Source organism: Nitrosopumilus zosterae (assembly GCF_025998175.1).
In the GTDB taxonomy this organism is placed as follows: Archaea; Thermoproteota; Nitrososphaeria; order Nitrososphaerales; family Nitrosopumilaceae; genus Nitrosopumilus; species Nitrosopumilus zosterae.
This window is the reverse complement of record NZ_AP026695.1, coordinates 922,100-940,882: the sequence shown is the minus strand read 5'-3', so window position 1 is coordinate 940,882 and position 18,783 is coordinate 922,100. Positions and strand designations below refer to the sequence as shown.

The 18,783-nt window shown below is 31.7% G+C and carries 16 protein-coding genes; 5 read left to right on the top strand and 11 right to left on the bottom strand.

Annotated elements, in window-relative coordinates; genetic code table 11:
• Positions 1-257: 257 nt before the first annotated feature.
• The 3 genes from OO712_RS05620 to OO712_RS05610 form a co-directional block, all read right to left on the bottom strand.
• On the bottom strand, positions 258-1,652 hold the full coding sequence (locus tag OO712_RS05620) for a hydroxymethylglutaryl-CoA synthase family protein (RefSeq protein WP_109875890.1): 1,395 nt from the start codon (positions 1,650-1,652) through the stop codon (positions 258-260).
• A 105-nt stretch (positions 1,653-1,757) separates the two neighbouring features.
• Positions 1,758-2,462, bottom strand: coding sequence for a DsbA family protein (locus OO712_RS05615; RefSeq protein WP_109875889.1), 705 nt, complete (start codon positions 2,460-2,462; stop codon positions 1,758-1,760).
• A gap of 41 nt (positions 2,463-2,503) precedes the next feature.
• Positions 2,504-3,193: a hypothetical protein gene (locus OO712_RS05610; RefSeq protein ID WP_225866791.1), complete on the bottom strand. Its 690-nt coding sequence runs from the start codon at positions 3,191-3,193 to the stop codon at positions 2,504-2,506.
• Between the two features lie 108 nt (positions 3,194-3,301).
• On the opposite strand from OO712_RS05610, the gene OO712_RS05605 reads away from it, so the two are divergent.
• Positions 3,302-4,228: a TackOD1 domain-containing metal-binding protein gene (locus tag OO712_RS05605; RefSeq protein WP_109875888.1), complete on the top strand. Its 927-nt coding sequence runs from the start codon at positions 3,302-3,304 to the stop codon at positions 4,226-4,228.
• 48 nt (positions 4,229-4,276) lie between these two features.
• Entirely contained in the window at positions 4,277-5,023 is a 747-nt protein-coding gene (locus OO712_RS05600; RefSeq protein ID WP_160049180.1) for a 3D domain-containing protein, read from the top strand.
• A gap of 41 nt (positions 5,024-5,064) precedes the next feature.
• On the opposite strand, the gene OO712_RS05595 is transcribed toward OO712_RS05600, so the two are convergent.
• Both OO712_RS05595 and OO712_RS05590 read right to left on the bottom strand, forming a co-directional pair.
• Positions 5,065-8,919 (bottom strand): pentapeptide repeat-containing protein, encoded by a 3,855-nt coding sequence (locus OO712_RS05595; RefSeq protein ID WP_264953640.1) that lies wholly within the window; start codon positions 8,917-8,919, stop codon positions 5,065-5,067.
• The gene (locus OO712_RS05590) at positions 8,916-10,823 is read right to left on the bottom strand and encodes a glycosyltransferase family 2 protein (protein WP_109877034.1); all 1,908 of its coding nucleotides are present in this window, start codon (positions 10,821-10,823) and stop codon (positions 8,916-8,918) included. The genes OO712_RS05595 and OO712_RS05590 overlap by 4 nt, the downstream gene beginning before the upstream one ends.
• 526 nt (positions 10,824-11,349) lie before the next feature.
• On the opposite strand from OO712_RS05590, the gene OO712_RS05585 reads away from it, so the two are divergent.
• A complete protein-coding gene (locus tag OO712_RS05585; RefSeq protein ID WP_109877035.1) occupies positions 11,350-12,399 on the top strand; it encodes a type II glyceraldehyde-3-phosphate dehydrogenase in 1,050 nt (349 codons plus the stop codon).
• Positions 12,400-12,401: 2 nt separating this feature from the next.
• On the opposite strand, the gene OO712_RS05580 is transcribed toward OO712_RS05585, so the two are convergent.
• On the bottom strand, positions 12,402-13,655 hold the full coding sequence (locus OO712_RS05580) for a hemolysin family protein (RefSeq protein WP_109877036.1): 1,254 nt from the start codon (positions 13,653-13,655) through the stop codon (positions 12,402-12,404).
• Between the two features lie 152 nt (positions 13,656-13,807).
• Positions 13,808-15,145 (bottom strand): threonine synthase, encoded by a 1,338-nt coding sequence (gene thrC / locus OO712_RS05575; protein WP_109877037.1) that lies wholly within the window; start codon positions 15,143-15,145, stop codon positions 13,808-13,810.
• Between the two features lie 103 nt (positions 15,146-15,248).
• Between thrC and OO712_RS05570 the strand changes: the two genes are divergently transcribed.
• Positions 15,249-15,623, top strand: a complete 375-nt coding sequence (locus OO712_RS05570; RefSeq protein ID WP_109877038.1) for a hypothetical protein — start codon at positions 15,249-15,251, stop codon at positions 15,621-15,623.
• A 291-nt stretch (positions 15,624-15,914) separates the two neighbouring features.
• On the opposite strand, the gene OO712_RS05565 is transcribed toward OO712_RS05570, so the two are convergent.
• From OO712_RS05565 to OO712_RS05550, 4 genes are all read right to left on the bottom strand, one after another.
• Positions 15,915-16,232, bottom strand: coding sequence for a hypothetical protein (locus OO712_RS05565; protein WP_109877039.1), 318 nt, complete (start codon positions 16,230-16,232; stop codon positions 15,915-15,917).
• A 481-nt stretch (positions 16,233-16,713) separates the two neighbouring features.
• On the bottom strand, positions 16,714-17,208 hold the full coding sequence (locus tag OO712_RS05560) for a pentapeptide repeat-containing protein (protein WP_109877040.1): 495 nt from the start codon (positions 17,206-17,208) through the stop codon (positions 16,714-16,716).
• 65 nt (positions 17,209-17,273) lie between these two features.
• Positions 17,274-17,726, bottom strand: a complete 453-nt coding sequence (locus tag OO712_RS05555; protein ID WP_200829077.1) for a hypothetical protein — start codon at positions 17,724-17,726, stop codon at positions 17,274-17,276.
• A 47-nt stretch (positions 17,727-17,773) separates the two neighbouring features.
• Positions 17,774-18,340, bottom strand: a complete 567-nt coding sequence (locus OO712_RS05550) for a resolvase (RefSeq protein WP_200829093.1) — start codon at positions 18,338-18,340, stop codon at positions 17,774-17,776.
• 213 nt (positions 18,341-18,553) lie between these two features.
• Here OO712_RS05550 and OO712_RS05545 point away from each other — a divergent pair, with 213 nt between their 5' ends.
• Complete coding sequence (locus OO712_RS05545) at positions 18,554-18,754, top strand: hypothetical protein (protein WP_109877043.1); 201 nt, start codon at positions 18,554-18,556, stop codon at positions 18,752-18,754.
• Positions 18,755-18,783 lie beyond the last annotated feature (29 nt).

Genomic DNA, 18,783 nt, shown 5'->3' with positions numbered 1-18,783 from the left:
TAAAATTAACTCGTTATGAACTGTTATTAAAAAAATGAAGTCCATGTTTGGTGATTTTCGAAACATCCCAAAATGTGTTGATGTGTAAAATGTAAATCTAGAATTTCCACTTAGGAGGAATTTGCTCAAAAATGGTGTAATGAAAAACCCTAATCAAATAGGTTCTTTTTTAATTTTTCAAAATTTCTATGATTTATAATATTTACATCTATAGAAATTTTGAAAAAGACATTCAATGTTTAAAATTATTTTAAAATCTATTCATTAAAGATGTAACGCCTTTCGCCTCTGGATTCAGTATCTGTTTTCACATTTACTAGTACAAACTCTTTCTTTGAATGAACCATGGACTCTTCTGGTAGAAGTTTGTTTTCGTGCAATTCCTCATATTCTTCCCATGTCAATTTCTTTCTGTCTCCAATCTCTGCCTCTAAATTCATGTCTCTGACAATCTCTTTGAATTCTGGCTGAATTACTCCGCTAAACACCATTGCACTGCTTCCACTTCCATAAGATCCAAATCCTATTCTTTTCCCTTCTAAATCCACACCTTTCTGAAATTCATACTCCAAACTACTTCTAAAGCCCAAATACAGTGATGCAGTATACAAATTTCCAATCATACTTGATGCAATTAAAGAACTTGAAAGTTTGGATTCATACACCTCTTGATATTCGTGAGTTTTGGTAAACAGTTTTGTAAATTCATGATCTTTTGCCATAAATTCTTCATCAGCCAATACTGATTCAATTGTTCCACGAGGATCTTTTGGTCTTGGTTCTTCAATTCCTATTTCTTGCAAAATTCGTTTCCATCTGGGCAGTTGACGCCATTCATGTCTTACTAGATATGCTAATGCTTTCTTTCCCATATTGCTATAGGGCAAATGCATATTGATGTAATCCATATGATCTAAAATTGTTTCTCCAGGTTCTATTTTGATTAATCCTGATGAAATTACTTTTTTCTTGTATGATTCAAGTGCTTTTCTAACTTGAATCATATAAAGTAAATTTGAATACTGTCCGTGTACAATTGGTGTTTCTTTCCCAAATGGTCTGTAGAAATCATATTCGTCTTTAATTGATGTGGCTGTTACTTTAGGATCAAATGCCAACAATCGTGGTTTATCATTTAATAACATTACAACAGCTCCTGCACCCTGAGTCATCTCTCCACTAGAACCCATATCGTATTTTGCAATATCTGAGACTACTACTAGTGCATGTTTTCCTTCTGCTTCTCCTGCTCTAATCCAATTTGTATTGTCATAAAGTGCATATGAACCACTAACACATGCAAATTTAGTTTCAACTCCTCCACAGTGTTCAAAAGCACCTTGACCATAAACCTGCTCTAACATTCCAATAACGTATGAATTCATTGCTTTTGATTCATCAAATGCAGATTCTGTTGAAACATACAATCTACCAATATCTTCTGGAGATAGTTTATTTTTTTGCATAATTTTTAAACATGCGTTTGCTGCAAGACATGCTGGATCCTGATTTGCATCAACGATTGCCATTTGCGCTACTCCCAAGCCTTTTTGTAATTTAACTGGGTCTAGCCCTCTTGCTTTTGCAAAATCAGCTGCATCAATATACAATCTAGGAATGTATATTGCAATATCATCAATACCAGCTGCCATAAGCTTCGCTCCGATATTTCATTAATAAGGTTATTGTGTGAATTCTAACTAACTAGGAAGGAAATTTTCCTAATTTTTTTAAATTGTTTATAAATAATTTGATCGCTATTTTGTTTTTCCAAGCTCTGTCTCAAAAATGTTTTCAAACACTTCAAATGGTTGAGCCCCAAAAATACGAGTAGTTTTTCCATCAGGACCAATTACAAAAAATGCTGGTGTTCCTGTTAATTCAAGAGACTTGGCATCCTCATTACTTGTAAGAATTATTTGTGCGTGTTTTTGTGTATTCATACATTCAGACCACTCATCCAAATCTAATCCTACTTCTTGAGCAAATTTTACAAGATTTTCTGATGATGCCCATCCATTATTTTCTCCAGTCCAATTTGAATATAAAATATCATGATATTCCCAGAATAATTCCTGATCATCAGCACAATGTGCACCATGTGATGCAGTAACAGAATCAGGACCAATAATATTGTAGTCTTTGAAAATCATTCGTACTTTTCCGGTTTTTACATAATTTTCTAATATTTGATCCTCAGTTGAATGAAAAAATACATTACAAAAATGACATTGGTAATCTCCAAACTCCACAAGTGTGACAGGTGCGTTTGGATTGCCAAGAATAGGTGACCCATTTGCCAAAAATGTATTCATAGTTATTTTTGACGATCCTGACTCTTGAATTTCAGGAGCTGGCTCTATTGTTAATTCTGGTTGACTGCCTTGAAATCCTAAAAATATGACAATTATGACTATTGATGCAATACCTGCACCTATTCCAAGTGATGGACCATGTATCAATGAAGAATTAAATTTTCTGACCCATTTAGTCTTTTGTGCTATTATGGTGTTGATGATTTACCATCATCAGATTGTTGGCCTAGACTAAAAATCTGTAAAACTCTTGATGATTTTGAATCATTATTTTCTGCAATAATTGTCACTGTTAATGTCTGTCTTTTGAAATTTTCTGGAATGAAAAATTCTGTTTGATATAGGCCATTTTTATCTGTAATTCCATTGGATGAAAAAGCTGTTTGATCATCCTCATTAATTATTGACACACTAATGTTTGTGTTTTGTTTGTAACCATAATTTTGATAAAAATCATTTAATTTGTTTTGTGATTTTTCAAAAATTTTGACATCTATCTTTGCATATTTTTCTGAATATACTCTTTGAGTATATTGTACTAAAATTGCTAGATCATCGTTTTTTTCAGTAATTGTCTTACTGTCTGTTATTTTTTCCTGAAAACTCAAATTGACAAATTGGTCGTTAATGAAAATTATGCCTCTTGAATCTGTTTTTTCCTCAGATACTTTGGAATATGTTATGTATGGAAAGCCTTCAATTGTCTGACCTGAAATACGAATAATTTTTCCACCAAAAAACTCCCTTACCGTTATATCATTACTAATTTGAAATTGATTTTCATCTGTATTAATTTGTCCTGTTTGTAAAAATACAATATTGCTCAATGGATCAACCTGTGCTTCTGCAAGGTCATTCCCAAAAATACTAAAACTCAAAAAGGCTAACATCCCAAATAATGTGAAAAATTTCATTCTATGCATCAAAAATAAGCGTTTATTGTTTTATAAACAATTATTATTCTAGAATAAATTAGAGAGTTTGTTATGGGTGCAAAAGATGTAGTCTTAATCATTGATGATAGTACGGCTATTGGGATTTTACTAACTGAATTTCTTAAAAAATTAGGTTATGCTGACATAAAAACTACTGCAACTGGAGAATCTGGATTAGCTCTTTTTAAAGAATTAATAAATAACAAAATTATTCCATTGGTGTTCTTAGATTATAATCTTCCTGATACAAATGCAAAATCTGTAATGTCTCAAATTTTAATAATTCAACCCAATACAAAAATCATAATTGAAACCGCAAGCGGTAAAGATGAAGATCCAATTAAAGAAGTAATTGGATTGGGAGCATATCATTACATTCAAAAACCAATTCATTTTGAAGCGATAAAAAATGTAATGAAAATTTTAGAGGAAGAAGAATCCATTCTTGAACATACTTCATCTGTAGACAATGATGGTTGTCATCTCATTGATCGTTACTTTAATACTTACAAACGTGTAACGCTATCACGATTAATTGAACAGAGTAATCTATCTGAAAAGGATGTTACAACATATCTCCAAAAACTTATTTCTGAAGGAAAAGTTGTAGCACTGCAAAATATTCGTGAGATCTGTTGTAATGCCTGTGGAAGCTTGAAACTTGCTCAGATTTATCAATGCCCAAATTGCAAAAATTCTAATTTTGATCAAGTGAAATTAATTGAACATTTTGATTGTGGAAATTTTTCCCCTGAATCAACATATGATAATGATAAATGTCCTAAATGTAAAAAACAAATCAAGGCGTTGGGTGTTGATTACAGAGTATTGCATAATAGATACCTGTGTAAGAAGTGTAATGAAATTTTTCAAGACATATCTAATGAATCTCTTTGTTTAAAATGCAACACTTCGTTTAAAATTGACAGTGGTCATTGGAAAGAAAGCATGGAATACAAGTTAATGCATGACTACTGATATCTTTTCTGATTCTTTAATAATTTTGTTCGTATTATAATGATAAACATGACAAGTGTGGTTGTTAAAAATTATCTAATAATTTTGTTATTTGTGTTGGGAATTGTTCATTTATCAGGATATGCTGCATTTGCAGAAGATCTTTATTTTCCTACTTGGATATTCACTGTCTATGATTTTTTAATTCATGAAAAGATCTCTTATGAAGAATTTGGTAATGTTATTCAATATTTACAAGAACATAGAATTGTACAATTAGTGATGAATTATGATTATGATCCGGTTACAAATTTTTTAATAACATCATCAATTGAAAACAAGATAACGCAGAGTCAATTTTTAAACTGTAGTTCTGATTGGTATGTTACAGGTTATTTTACTCCTGTTGAAGATGATTATGCTGGTGAATTGATTGGTATTTTATTAAATGATGAAATACAATATTTTAAATCTGATTTTATATCGGTAATTAAAACAGAAGGTTGGGGTAAAACCAATTCTGGTATGTACTTGGGTTGGTATGATGAATCTTTTCATATGAGTGACTCTCCCCTTGACTCTCACGGTAATATCCTTTTAGTTCCATCAATTGCAGTTGATTCTGAACTCATTAAACAAAAAACAAACTTGATCATTCCAAAATTACCTTACCCTTGGAATGAAATTGTTTTTGAATCCTCAGATATTGGTACATCAATTAAAGGCAAACATATTGATGTTTATACTGGCGAAGGTAAAGCCGCTGAGTTGGAGACTTTTAGAATCACTGGTGCAGGAAATGATATTTGCTCATAATTTTTAAATAATGTTTTACTATGTGCCTGAAAATAATATTTTTAAGTTATTTGAAATAAAGATTTAAAAAATGAAAAGAGTTCTCTAAAGAAAAAGAAACCTGTTTCTGATACGACCGTTTCACTATTTGTTTTTGCCATTTGAAGATCTCTCAATTCTATACCTGTGTTTGATAAATCAGCTCCCGACAAATCCGCTTCTTTGAGATTAGCATTGGTCAAATCAGCTCCGTTGAGATTAGCTCCACTCAAATCAGCTCCCGACAAATCCGCTTCTTTGAGATTAGCATTTGACAGATTCACATCTTTAAGACTAATTTCTGTAAGATTAGCTCCACTCAAATCAGCTCTTGACAATATCGCATTGGATAAAATGATGTTTTCCAGTATTGCCCCACTCAAATCAGCTCCCGACAAATCCGCTTCTTTGAGATTAGCATTGGTCAAATCAGCTCCGTTGAGATTAGCTCCACTCAAATCAGCTCCCGACAAATCCGCTTCTTTGAGATTAGCATTTGACAGATTCACATCTTTAAGACTAATTTCTGTAAGATTAGCTCCACTCAAATCAGCTCTTGACAATATCGCATTGGATAAAATGATGTTTTCCAGTATTGCCCCACTCAAATCAGCTCCCGACAAATCCGCTTCTTTGAGATTAGCATTGGTCAAATCAGCTCCGTTGAGATTAGCTCCACTCAAATCAGCTCCCGACAAATCCGCTTCTTTGAGATTAGCATTTGACAGATTCACATCTTTAAGACTAATTTCTGTAAGATTAGCTCCACTCAAATCAGCTCTTGACAATATCGCATTGGATAAAATGATGTTTTCCAGTATTGCCCCACTCAAATCAGCTCCCGACAAATCCGCTTCTTTGAGATTAGCATTGGTCAAATCAGCTCCGTTGAGATTAACTTCTACCAAATGCGCTTTTACAAACGACGTTCCTGTAAGATTAGCATTTTCAAAACTCACTTTATTAAGATTTGATCCTCCTAGATTTATTCCACTCATATCTGCATTTATCATAACTGCATTAACAAAATCTGTATTTGTCAAACCGACTCCTTTGAAAACTACTTCCGTTAAATCAGAATCTGCAAACACAGCTTCTCTGGCATCTGAATTGACATATGTCAATTTTTTCAAATCAGCTCCCGACAAATCAGCTCCTCTGAGATTTGTTTCTAACAAATCTGCATTTGACAGATTCACTTTGTGGAGTGTGGCATTTTCAAAACTCCCGCCAGTCATACTTATGTTTTCAAGATTTGCCTCGGTCATTATTGCGTTAGCAAAATTTACATTTTTAATATTCAAATTTGAAAAATTTGTTTTAATTAGATTTGAATGACTCAAGTCAGTCTGTTGTACTATGCTGTTTGTTAGATCACATCCACTTAAATCTAAAAATGGCGAAAAAATTTGCTCGCAATCTGCAATCTTCCCATTGATTGGAATTGGTTCTTCTATTGGATTGATTTCTCTATCTATTATTGGTAGTATTGTTAATCCTTCGTCTTGAATTTTTTGTATTAATAATTCTAATTCTTTAATTTGTAATTCATTAACTTCATTTAAATAACTACTATTGTCAATTTTTGCAAATTCTGGTGGCGACAATGTTACTACTGCAAATCCATTATTAGCTAGACTATCCTGAATTTGCGCAAATGTTTTTTCATGACTAATGCCTTCTGAGATTTGTAATTCTGTATTGTATATTCCTGTTACTGCACTTCCTGGGAAATGATTTACTCCTAAATTTTCATCAAAAGGCAGTGGATCATTTTTGATGTTTGAACTTAAATTGATCATGTCATTTTCCTGCATTGCTAAAATTGTGTCTTCGTTGAATATGTCGTATGGTGGAATGAAAATTGATGGTTTTTCACCAAAGATTTTTTCAATTTTTGTGTTACTTTGTTCTAAAAACCCTTTTTGCTCTTCTCTTGAAAAATCTGTTATGACTTTATAATTCCAACCATTATTTGCTATTGATATGTTTTCGTTTCTATTAATCGTATTTTTTAAATAATTTACAAACTTATAATCATCACCAATTACATTTCCGATTAATCCTACTGTCAAACTACTTTCATTTTGTACAAATGTATCGATCACTTTTATTTGAACTTCATTTAACCAATAATCTTGTAATGCAATGAATCTAAAATATACGCAATTACAACTATTGGTTTCTTGGTCGATTGGTTTTGATTTGAATGATGTTTTTTTAGGGATTTGTTCTATGTTTACTATTTCTATGTCATTTTCTCTAAATTTGTCAATCAATTTTTTTAAATTATCTATGTGTTCAAAATCCACCTCGTTTGTATAGCCATTGTAGTCTTTTTTTGTAAATTCATATGGGTGCATCATCACTATTGCAAATCCATGCTCGTAAATGAAATCCTGTGCTTTGGTAAACGTTGATTGGTAGTTTATTTTATCCCAATTATTTGTATGTGGATTTAAAATAGCTGTTTCGGTATTTGCTGGTAAATAATATAACTCGACCATTTCTTTTAGATATGGTGGACTGTGTACCTCATCTACGTGTGCTGTAAACTGTGCAAATCCTAGTTCTTCTAACGCACTTATCGTGTCTTCGTTAAACTTATTTTGAACAGCAATTAATGTGCTGGGAATTACTCCTAATGTTTCTTGAATTACATCATTAGTATTTTTAAGTTGTTCTTTCTGCTCTTCTTTACTAAGGTTAGATAGTGGTGTATTGTTCCAACTGTGACTGGCAATTTCAAAGGTGGGGGATTGATTATCCAAATCATCTTTTATAAAATTTAATATTTTTTGATCCTTTCCCCAATACTCTCCTATAATCCCTAATGTGAGCGGTGCGCCTTTTTCTTGAAATGTCTTCATTATTTCTATTTGGGATGTGTTGAGGAAATAATCTTGAACATCGTCTAGTCTAAAAGCTACACAATTACATGTGTTTTCTGCTTTTTGAATTGGTGGTTGCCCAAAAATTGTGAATGATGATTCTTTTCCTGTAATAACTATGTTTGTTATCGGGAATTCAATTTGTTCAATAATTGAACTCTTTGATTGCTCAATAATTTTGAAATAATATTGCCCCACTTTTAGATTTGAAAAAAATGCATCCCCTTTATGATTGACTATTGATTCTGAAATTTTATTATTTTTATTGTCAAACAATTCAACAATATATTTTCCATTTGAATAATCTATCTTCTGAGTTGAATCTTTATACAGTGATACTGTTATGAGATCATCTACTATGGCTGGCCATGGTGTTTTTATTTTAATTTCTCCTTGAATATTTGGAAAAATAGTTATTTGTTCAGGATTTGTGAATGTTAAACTTTGATCTAGTGTTACTTCTACAATATAATGATCGTCTACTAGATTATTCGATTGTAGCCAAAATTTTTTTGATTTGCCATCAGTACCTACTATGTCTTGTTGCCAAACTTTCCCATCCTGGGATTTGATGGATATTTTTGCATTTTTAATAGGCGTTTGTCCGTCTTCATATAATATTGAAAATGTCATGCCTCCTTGTAATGGAATGTGTATTGTTGTTTCTGTTTCATCATGAATTTTAGTAATATCTGACAAAATGCCTGTGACGTATGTTTCAATTTTATATGAATGACCTGATGGTAATCCGTCAATTTTTATGGGATTTGTTTGAGGAAATTCAATTATTTGTATTGGAGTTGTATTGTCATCTTGGTATATTTTTAAAACTGTTTGATATGTGTCAAGTCTATCTCCTAATAACGATTTTATTTCAACAGTAATCGATTTTACATCTTCTTGCGAAAATGATGTAATTGGTATTGTTATTGTAAAAAAGACTGAAAATATTATTGCAGTCAAGTACTTCGTTTCATAGGATTTCATGATTTTTCCTCCATACCTATTCTTCTTGCACTAGTCCAAGTAGCTTTTCTTTTAAAAATATGTGTAATGACCGTGATTAACAAAATGCCATCAAGTAATTGCTTATATCCAAAATTGAAGAATATGGAATATAATGTCATTCTTGGATCATCTCCATCAATTCTTACTGCCATGGTATTAATTAGATATTGCAGAACAATAAAAAATCCAAATGATGTTAAAACAAAAATTATGTCTCCTTGGATGGATGCTAGTATAGCTGATCCTAATACAAAAAAACCAGTAATAGGTAAAACAATCATTGCAATTAGCATGTATGGAAATGCTAGTTTTTGTAAAAACCCAAAACGTTGATTTGTGAGAGCGTCATGATGTTTTGATACTACTTGTAAATTTCCTCGATACCATCTTTTACGTTGATTGTAGAAATCCTTTAGTGTGTTTGGTGCTTCGGTATAAGCTATAGACTTTGTTGTTCCTCGTATCATATATCCTGATTTAAGAATTTTTACTGTTGTATCAAAGTCTTCAACTATCGTTCCTTTGTCATACGCTCCGGTTTCGTTTAACATTGATTTTTTAAATGAACCTAGTGCTCCTGGCACAATAGTTATTGCCCCAAAAATATCCATGGCTCTTCGGGTAATCTGTATTCCTGCAACGTATTCTAATGCCTGACACCATGTAATCCAATTTTTTTTATTTCTCACTTTTATGTTTCCTGCAACAGCTACTATGTTTGTATCACTTTCAAAAACTTTGACAATTTCCGTTAGTGAATTTCTGGAAGCTAATGTATCTGCGTCTAAAATTGCAACAATTTCACCTTTAGTAAAATTCAATGCCATGTTGAGTGCAGATGCTTTTCCTCCATTAACTTTGTGTATCACTTTGATTCCTTGACTTTCATATTTTTTTGCAATCTGTAATGTGTTATCTTTACTACCATCATCAACCACTATGATGTCTTTATTTGGATAATTGATTTCCAGTGTACTTTCAATTGTATTGCCAATAACTTTTTCTTCATTATAAGCTGGAATGATAATACTAACCATAGGAGTATTTGGTGTGGTAGGAATATTGTCTTCTTTATTCTTACTGTATATTGCTAATGGGATCATCAATAATGTATTCCAGAAAACTAGTGTTAAACCCCATAATATGATGGCTCTGTAACTTGATTCCCATGCTGTATATCCCTCATATGCAAGAATTCCTGCAAGTATAAACGGTAAGAATAATAGAATCATTGGGAAAACTGCCGGTGCTTTTTTATCTCTTCTGAATTTTTTTGTTCTCCATTTTTTTGAATCTATTAACTGGTATAACACTAATAACCCTCCTAGGATCATTGCAACAAAACTGAAGCCGCCAATTAATAAATACGCTCCAGAAAAAAGAAAAACAAATAGTATTCCGGCCAATAAAACTAGTATCGGGTCTTGTTTAATTTTTTCATATTGAATTTCATCTTCATCAATATTTGATTTATTGTTATGTTTGATTTTTTTAAAAATATTTTGATTTTTTTGTATTTCTATAATTTTCTGTTCTGGGTTATTTTTGTGAGTTCTTTTGTAACATGTTTCATGATACCATAAATTTTGAAATCTTGATGATCTTTCATCTAATTTGATTTCTTTTCCACATTCAGAACACTGAATTAAATTTGTATTTAGAAAAATTGTCTTATCTTTTTTAAGTATTTTTTTAGCTGGTTGTGATTCTTCAATTTTTCCTGAAATAGTTATTCCTAGACAATTTTTAAGATATGTTTTATCTGAATTTAAAATATCTTTATTTTTGTTAATCACTTCAATTAGATATCTGTTTCTTCCAATGTCTCCTTTTGATAATTTTATGGCATCTGCTAGTTTTTTAATTAATAAAATTTTGTCCAATGTTAATTATAGTTAATCTTTGAATTATGATTATATGTGATTTAGTCATCAAAACTTTCCTATCTGTCTACTTTTTTACCGTGCCTAATTATGTCTAATAATACATGAAATCTGTATCTGCCTCTTATCTTTTTAATTCCAACCGTAATGAGCATACATCCGTGGATCACATCCTTCATCACAATGATTTCTTTTGAATATCGAATTCTGAGTGAATTTACAGTTAAAAAAAGCAAAAATTGATATTTTGTCTAATTGTATTATTAATGATAAAGATCAAAAAGGCATTTAGGCAAGGAGGCTTTCGAATTCCTCGATGTTTTGATTGACGAATTCTATGTTTTACAGTGAAATTCTATCAAAAAATGAAAAAAACATTTCCATAGCTCACATTTGCCTGATAATGAAAAATTGAATGAACACATAGAAATTTTTTTTATGAAAAAAATCCACATAGATGACCTAGAAAATAAATTCAGAATTTCATTGAACTAATCTAAATAAAAGGGTCAAATATATCTGAATTATGAAGAAGGTATTTGTCAATGGATATGGATCTATTGGTAGTAGAATTACTTCCTTTCTAAAGGATGATCCTGAAATTATAGTTGTTGGAGTGGGAAAATATTCTCCTGATGAAAAAGTAGAGGATGCAATTTCAAAAGGGCTTGATGTATATGTTCCGGCCAGCAAGATTCCGTCTTTTTCAAATTATAAAATTGCCGGTTCAATTGAATCTGTTCTCGATAGTTGTGATTTAGTAATTGATGCTGCTCCTGGAGGATCTGGCTATAAAAATAAAATAAATCTCTATGAACCAAAAAATATCCCCGCAATTTATCAAGGTGGTGAAACAGTTGTTGGAAACGAAGCTGTTTCGGATTTATTGTTTAATTCAAGAGTAAATTATGATCAAGCATTAGGAAAACGACATGTAATGCAAGGAAGCTGTAATGTTACTGGGATGGGTAGAATTCTAGAACCATTGCGTGTCAAATTTGGAGATAGACTAATTCGTTTTGATGTGACTTTAGTAAGAAGATGGGCCGATATCGAGCAAACAGAAAAAAAGGTTGTAGATACAATAGAAATGTCTGAAAAACCTCATCATGGAGATGATGTAAAAATGTATTTTGGAAAAGAAGCACCCCTCTATGTTCGGGCAATCAAGGTTCCAACACGGCAAATGCATTTACACATTATGGATATTAGATTCAAAGATGTGGCTCCAAAACCATCTGAAATTCATGAACTTTTTACAAATGAATTTGGTGTTGCAACTATTTGGACTGCTAAAGGAACTAAAGATATACGAGATTATGCAGAAAAGATGGGCTTTAATTTTACAGATACAAATATGATTCACATTCATGCAAATATGACTACATCTATCGACGACACCGTTCAAATGATGTATTCTGATGACCAAACAGGTATTGTAATTCCTGAAAATCACATGCTTTTACAAGCAATGCTATTTGAAAAATCATACGAAGATGCTTTTGCTCATACTGAATCAATATTTCACATGAAGGAAAAAAAGGAAAAACTACAAGAATATTTTGCTAAAAAATAATATTATTTTTTCATACGTTCTATTCTTATCTTTACTGGAATGTTCTTACTGACTTTCTCTACGATTATTCTGAGATTTTCAAGTTCTAGCTTGTCTCCTTCTTGAGGTATATCTTGTAATCTTTCATGTAATAAACCATTAAGTGTACTATAATCATCTCCTTCTGGCAGATCTGATTTAAAAATATCATTTACTCTTTCTATTTCTATTTCCCCACTTGTAATGATGGTGTCTTTGTCAATTGATTGATGGTCTACTCCTGGTGAAATATCTGTTTCATCTTCAATATCTCCTATGATCTCCTCGATTAAATCTTCCAGTGTTACCAAACCTTCCACCCCGCCATGTTCATCAATTACAATTGCCATGTGTGTTTTCCTGCCTTTCATTTCTTTTAATAAAGAACTTACCATCTTTTCTTGAGATACAAATACTGGTTCTCTTGCAATTTGTTCTAATGTTTTCATTTTGTTATCTAATTCAACTTCTTTTAACACATCTCTGACATGAATAAATCCTATAATGTCATCATTTGTTTCTCCATAAATTGGTATTCTTGAGTGAGCGTTTTGATTGATTAAAGGCAATGCCTCAAACAACAACATTTTTGCAGGTAGTGCTGTCATCTTAGTTCGTGGGGTCATCACTGTTCGAATTACAGTATCATCAAATTCCAATGCACTGTGAACAAGATCACTTTCATCTTTTTCTAATGCATCATCTGCTAAGCCTTGTTCTATGATTCCTTTGATTTCTTCTTCTGTAATTGGCGGTGCATGATAACTACTTCCAGTTATTCTCACCATTGTTTTTGTAATTATTTCAAATAGTTTCACTACGGGCCAAAATGCATAACTAAATGCTAGCAATACAGGTGCAAATCGTAATGCAATCTTTGTAGCATTGGCATTACAATATGTTTTTGGGGTTATTTCTCCAAACACTAGAATCAAAAAGGTCATGATTCCTACTGCTATTGCCAAACCATCGTTCCCAAAAATTCTAATTGCAACACTAGTTGCAAATGCAGAAGATCCTACATTTACTAGATTATTTCCAAGATTTACACTTGACATCATCCATCCTGGATTATGTTTTAATTTATAGAGGGCTTCGGAACCTTTTACTTTTTGTTTTCTTAATTGATTCACTTTTGAATGTCTAGTTCCAACTAGAGCTACTTCCAAACCACTAAAGAAACCAGACAGTCCTATGAGAATAGCTAGCGCAGATAATTCCATCCAAAGTTCTACCATGATTTCCTCCAGAAAATTATGTCCGAATAACAGGTAAGGTCATTCATTTTATGTATTATGCACCATCGCTTGGTTGAATTCTTTTTGTAACTCTTAGATTTAACTCTTAATGTACAAAAATCAATCATAATTGAATTAACAGAAAAAAGTGCCTAATTTTTTGGAGGATTTGCAAAAATATTGTTAGGATTTTGATGATATTCTACTGGCAACATCGCATCTTTTTGTCTGCCTGTCAAAATTCCAACCACGACATCATCTTTTTTGATTATCTCCTGTGCAATCAACTTTTTAATGCCTACTACAGAAGCTCCTGATGCCATTTCGCAATCGAATCCATTTAATCCCACCACTGACATCCCATCAAGCATTTCAGAATCAGATACGGTAGTTACCACACCATTTGTAAATTCTAATGCACGTAAGCCTTTCAAAATATTTGCAGGTCTTCCAATTTGAATGGCAGTAGCTTTGGTTTTAGGTTTAATTCCTTGTTTATCTAAATGATCATAATATCTAGAAATTAATTCTGTATTTGGATTTCCTTTATTCCATCTGATTTCTTCATCTTCAAATTTTCCGTTATACAAATCCGATAATGTACTTGCACCATCTGAATTAATCACTGCAATCCTAGGAATTTTCTTAATCCATCCCCACTCATATAATTCCATTAGTGCTTTTCCACAGCTAGAAGTATTTCCTAATGCCCCTCCTGGATAAACTATCCAATCAGGTACCTCCCAATTCAAATATTCTAGTGCTCTGAATGGAATTGTTTTTTGACCTTCAATTCTAAACGGATTAACAGAGTTTACAGTATATCCTTCATGATTTTGTGCATCCTCCAAGGATTGCTTTAATGCATCATCAAAATTCCCATTAACTTCTAAAATTTGAGCTCCAAATTGATAAGCTTGACTAAGTTTTCCTGGCGCAATTTGCCCCGCTGGGATGTATACATCGCAATCAATACCTTCATTTGCCGCAAACATCCCTGCAGATGCAGATGTGTTTCCAGTAGATGCACAAACAATTTTCTTAGCTCCTACCATCTTTGCATGTGTAACAGCTGTTGCCATCCCATTATCTTTGAAAGATCCACTGGGATTGTATCCTTCAGGCTGTAACCATAAATTTCTAGTTGAAATTCCTACAAAGTCTGCAGCTTTTGACATCTGATATGGCTTTGATTGCCTGCCTTCTGCACCATCTAGAGACACTAAGTATTTTGAACATTCTTCAAAATTTTCTGTATCTATTTGACAGAAATTCAACAATTCTCTAAATCTCCAAACTCCACTTTCATTAAAAATACTGTTTTCGGAATTACGTCTTTTGTAAAATACTTCTTTTAAATCTGTAGGAGGTATCTTCTTGTATTTTACATCTAATAGATGCCCATTAGTGCATTGAACGTTTGTACTTTCAACAGGATACTCTAAACCACATTTTGGATTAATACACTTTAGATACGCATCTCCTTGCATTATCTTTACAGATATTTACTGATAATTTAAAGCAAATGTGTGTATTTTAGACAAGTGGAGTTATTTTCCTAAACTTTAGATTAGATGCAACTCAAAAATTATTGTGGTAACATACAACGATCATCTTAAAAACATACTCATTCAGATTCTTGAATCTTACAATCATCTAAAAGAAATCAAAGACAAGCCAGGAGATCTTAAAAATATTAAAAAAGAAATGCTAAAAATCAATGGATTTCTAAAAGTGATTACAAATAAAATTGATTTTGAGAATATCCATTTGTCTGATTTTAAACCATTAAAATCTAAAATCAAACAATACTTGGAAAATTATTCATTTGAACAAGAGATTGACACAATGATCCCTTTGTATTCTGATGATATACACAGAGTAAAAAACATGAGACTAAAAATTTTAGAATCCTTGGAAGACAAAAAAATGATTTATGATGTTGAGGGATTAATTGAGAAATTATGACTGATAAGAAAAAATGCATAATATGTGGGTGTAAAGATCACAAATTATTTGGTTGTTCGAGACATATTGTAAAAAAATGCAGCTGTTACAAACATGAGAAATAATTATTTTCTTTTTGGTCCAGATCTTTCATGAAAATTCAAACAACATTTACATTCTTTTTCAATGCATTCTGATTCGTTGTGATGACCACATATTCCACATTCACAGCTTTTTGACATATCCTAATGTATATTTTATTTAGAATATAATTTATCCACCAAATTTTTATGAGTTTATAGTCAAATGAGGCTATTTTTTAGATTTTGATTTTTTTGCAGGTTTCTCTTTTGCTTCTAATTCTTTTTTAATTTCATCAGCTTTGCTTTCTACAGCTTTAATAATCTCTTGAATTAAACCATCAAGATCACTGTCTGCTGCTGGGGGTTCTACTGTGCTAGCAATCTCATTAATTGTACTTGAAATTTCTGAACTCACATCTTCAAAACTTTCAGGATCTTCATAAGCCGCATTATATAGTGATTTGAGATTATTTACGTGACCAATTACTTGTTCTGTTAACACAATTTTGTAATCAGTTCCATTAACATCAAATTCTTTTGTACTCATACTGTTTTTCAAATTCTTTTGTTTATAATGTTTTTCAGATGTTTTAATGTGAACATTTGTAGGTCAGTCAAATATAATTATGCTAGTAATTATCGAAAACTCTCTCGTATGGCAATATTGCTAGAATGCTAGTTCTACTTTGTCCTTCACTAATAGTTATTTTCGTGTCTCAATCATTTGATTTCAGTATTGAAATTTGCTTGCTATTGCATCCTTTCTAACAAATCCTGATTCAGTTTATCATGAATTCTCATAGATGTCTTTTCCACAATGTATGCAAAAATATGTTCCGTTGGGAGTCCAATAATGATCACATACAGGTCCATCCATGCTATTCTCTGTATTTTAAGTTCATTAGACTCGAGGGTTGAAAAGTTATGCTAATCACCAAACTATATCAACACAGATTTGATTTTTTCACTGTAAGTACCAAACAATCAAAATATCTAGGGCATTAATAGGTTAGATTACGAATTTATTTTTACCATCTTTTACCTTTTTTCTTTAATGTGTTTTTTGCATTTTTAGATAAAGTATCTAATGTATGTAAATCATAATTTGCACCAGTAAAATCCGCTGACGTTAAAATCGCCCCTTCAAAATTTGTATGTCTTAAATTTATTCCACTAAGATTTGCATCACTTAGATCAGCATTTCTTAAATCTGCATAAAACAAATCTGCCCCATTAATGTCTGCACCGCGAAGATCTACTCCATACATTTCTGTGTCCCATAATTTCGCATTAGAAAGATCAGCATTTCTCATATCTGCACCTCTTAGTTTTACATAAAATAAAATGGAGTAACTGAGATTAGCTCCTCTAAGATCTGTGCAACTAAGGTCTGCATCATGTATGTCTCGGTTCTTAAGATTCACCCCACTCATATTTGTATTAGCTAAGTTTCTGCCTATTAATTCCTCATAATCAAAATTAATTTTTGTGAGATTCCGTTTTCGAAAAACATCTGAATCCATCTTACATTAAAAATAAAAAAGACACATTTGAATTTTGCATCAAATTATTACTAATAATTAAAAATTCAAAATGCTATGTAGTCTAATGCTGATGCATCACTGATTAACCTGGTGTGCTTGGAACCTATCACATAACCATTTTTTATATCGCTTGCAGGAATCCATCTGTTTGTAGATGAATAATGCCTTTTTTCTGCTAGCTCTCTTTCAATTGCTTCTATGTCAAATTCACCTTCTTCAACTTGTTGAGTCGTAAGATGTTTGATTGTAACAAGAATTTTTGTAACTTTGACACGATCCCCAAACTTCCATTTTGAAGGAGGTGTTTCATCTGATACTTCTAATACCTTGATTTTCATTTGTTTGTTTCCAAAAGCATCATGGCTTATGAGTATTCTTTCATCAGTAAATTCTTCAAAACTTATGCGTGAATTTACTTCTGCATCAGACACCGTTTCCAGTAGTGCTTCTGTTCTAATCTCACTTGATTCAACATCTGTTTTTTCTTCAGACAACATTTTCAGTTGTATCTTATCCTTAAAAAATGATTTGCACATTCATTCACTTAGGCATTAGTTCTTTGTTTTGTTTTAAAGGGCATTGGACATTCTTTTAGGAATAATTCTTTTCTTTTGCCATTTGTTTTTGCAAAAAATTTCCCTTCGTATGTACAAACACAATCTGTTATTTCTATTGATTCATCCCAAATCTTAAAAAATTCTCTTAATTCTCTATTTTCATATTTTCCCACATCGATTCTTTTTTTTGACAAAAATTTGAATGCTAACAAAACATTTCTCTTTTCATAAATATCAAAAGTCTTAATCCAAGATAAACATCGCTCAATTTGATCTCCTGGAACAGGAAGTGATGTACTGGTTCCTGATTTTGCTTCTATGGTAAATATTGCACTTGCTTCTGTATTCACAGCCAATACATCTGGTAATGCTATGCTTGGAGATCCAAGTCTGAATGCTTTCCACTTTTCAGTATTATTGAATCTCTTTACAATGGCATCTTCCCATTGATAACCTCTTTGTCTTCTTGTTCTTGCAGCGTTTTGATTATTTTTACTCTTTTCTTTTTTTGTTTTTTGCTTTATTATTGTCAATGCCGCAACTTTTTTTCTCATGGACATTTTATTCTAATTATAGATATAGAAAAGAAGGTAATTACATAATAACTCACTAAATTGTTAGATTAAGGTCATTTTTATACCAACATTTTTAAAAATAGTGGGTACATCCATCTAATTCAAAAATAAATTTTGAGGGCTTGTTAATTCAATGAGTCATTAACCCAATATTTTCTAATCCATAAATACGCGTATTTTTTAGATTCATTGTTGACTGAAATAATTATTGAGAAATTATTTGAACAGCGCGATTTCTATCTGAATACTATAAAACATCTGGAATTTCAATTAATAATGGAACCTACGCCTGATGAAATCCTTCAAAATGAAAAATTAAAAATTATTACAATAAAGGAATTAAAAAAAATAGAATCCGAAATTAGATTAATTTTATCAGAAAAAACTTTCTAGATCGCAATGAGTATATCAATCCCTTTAGT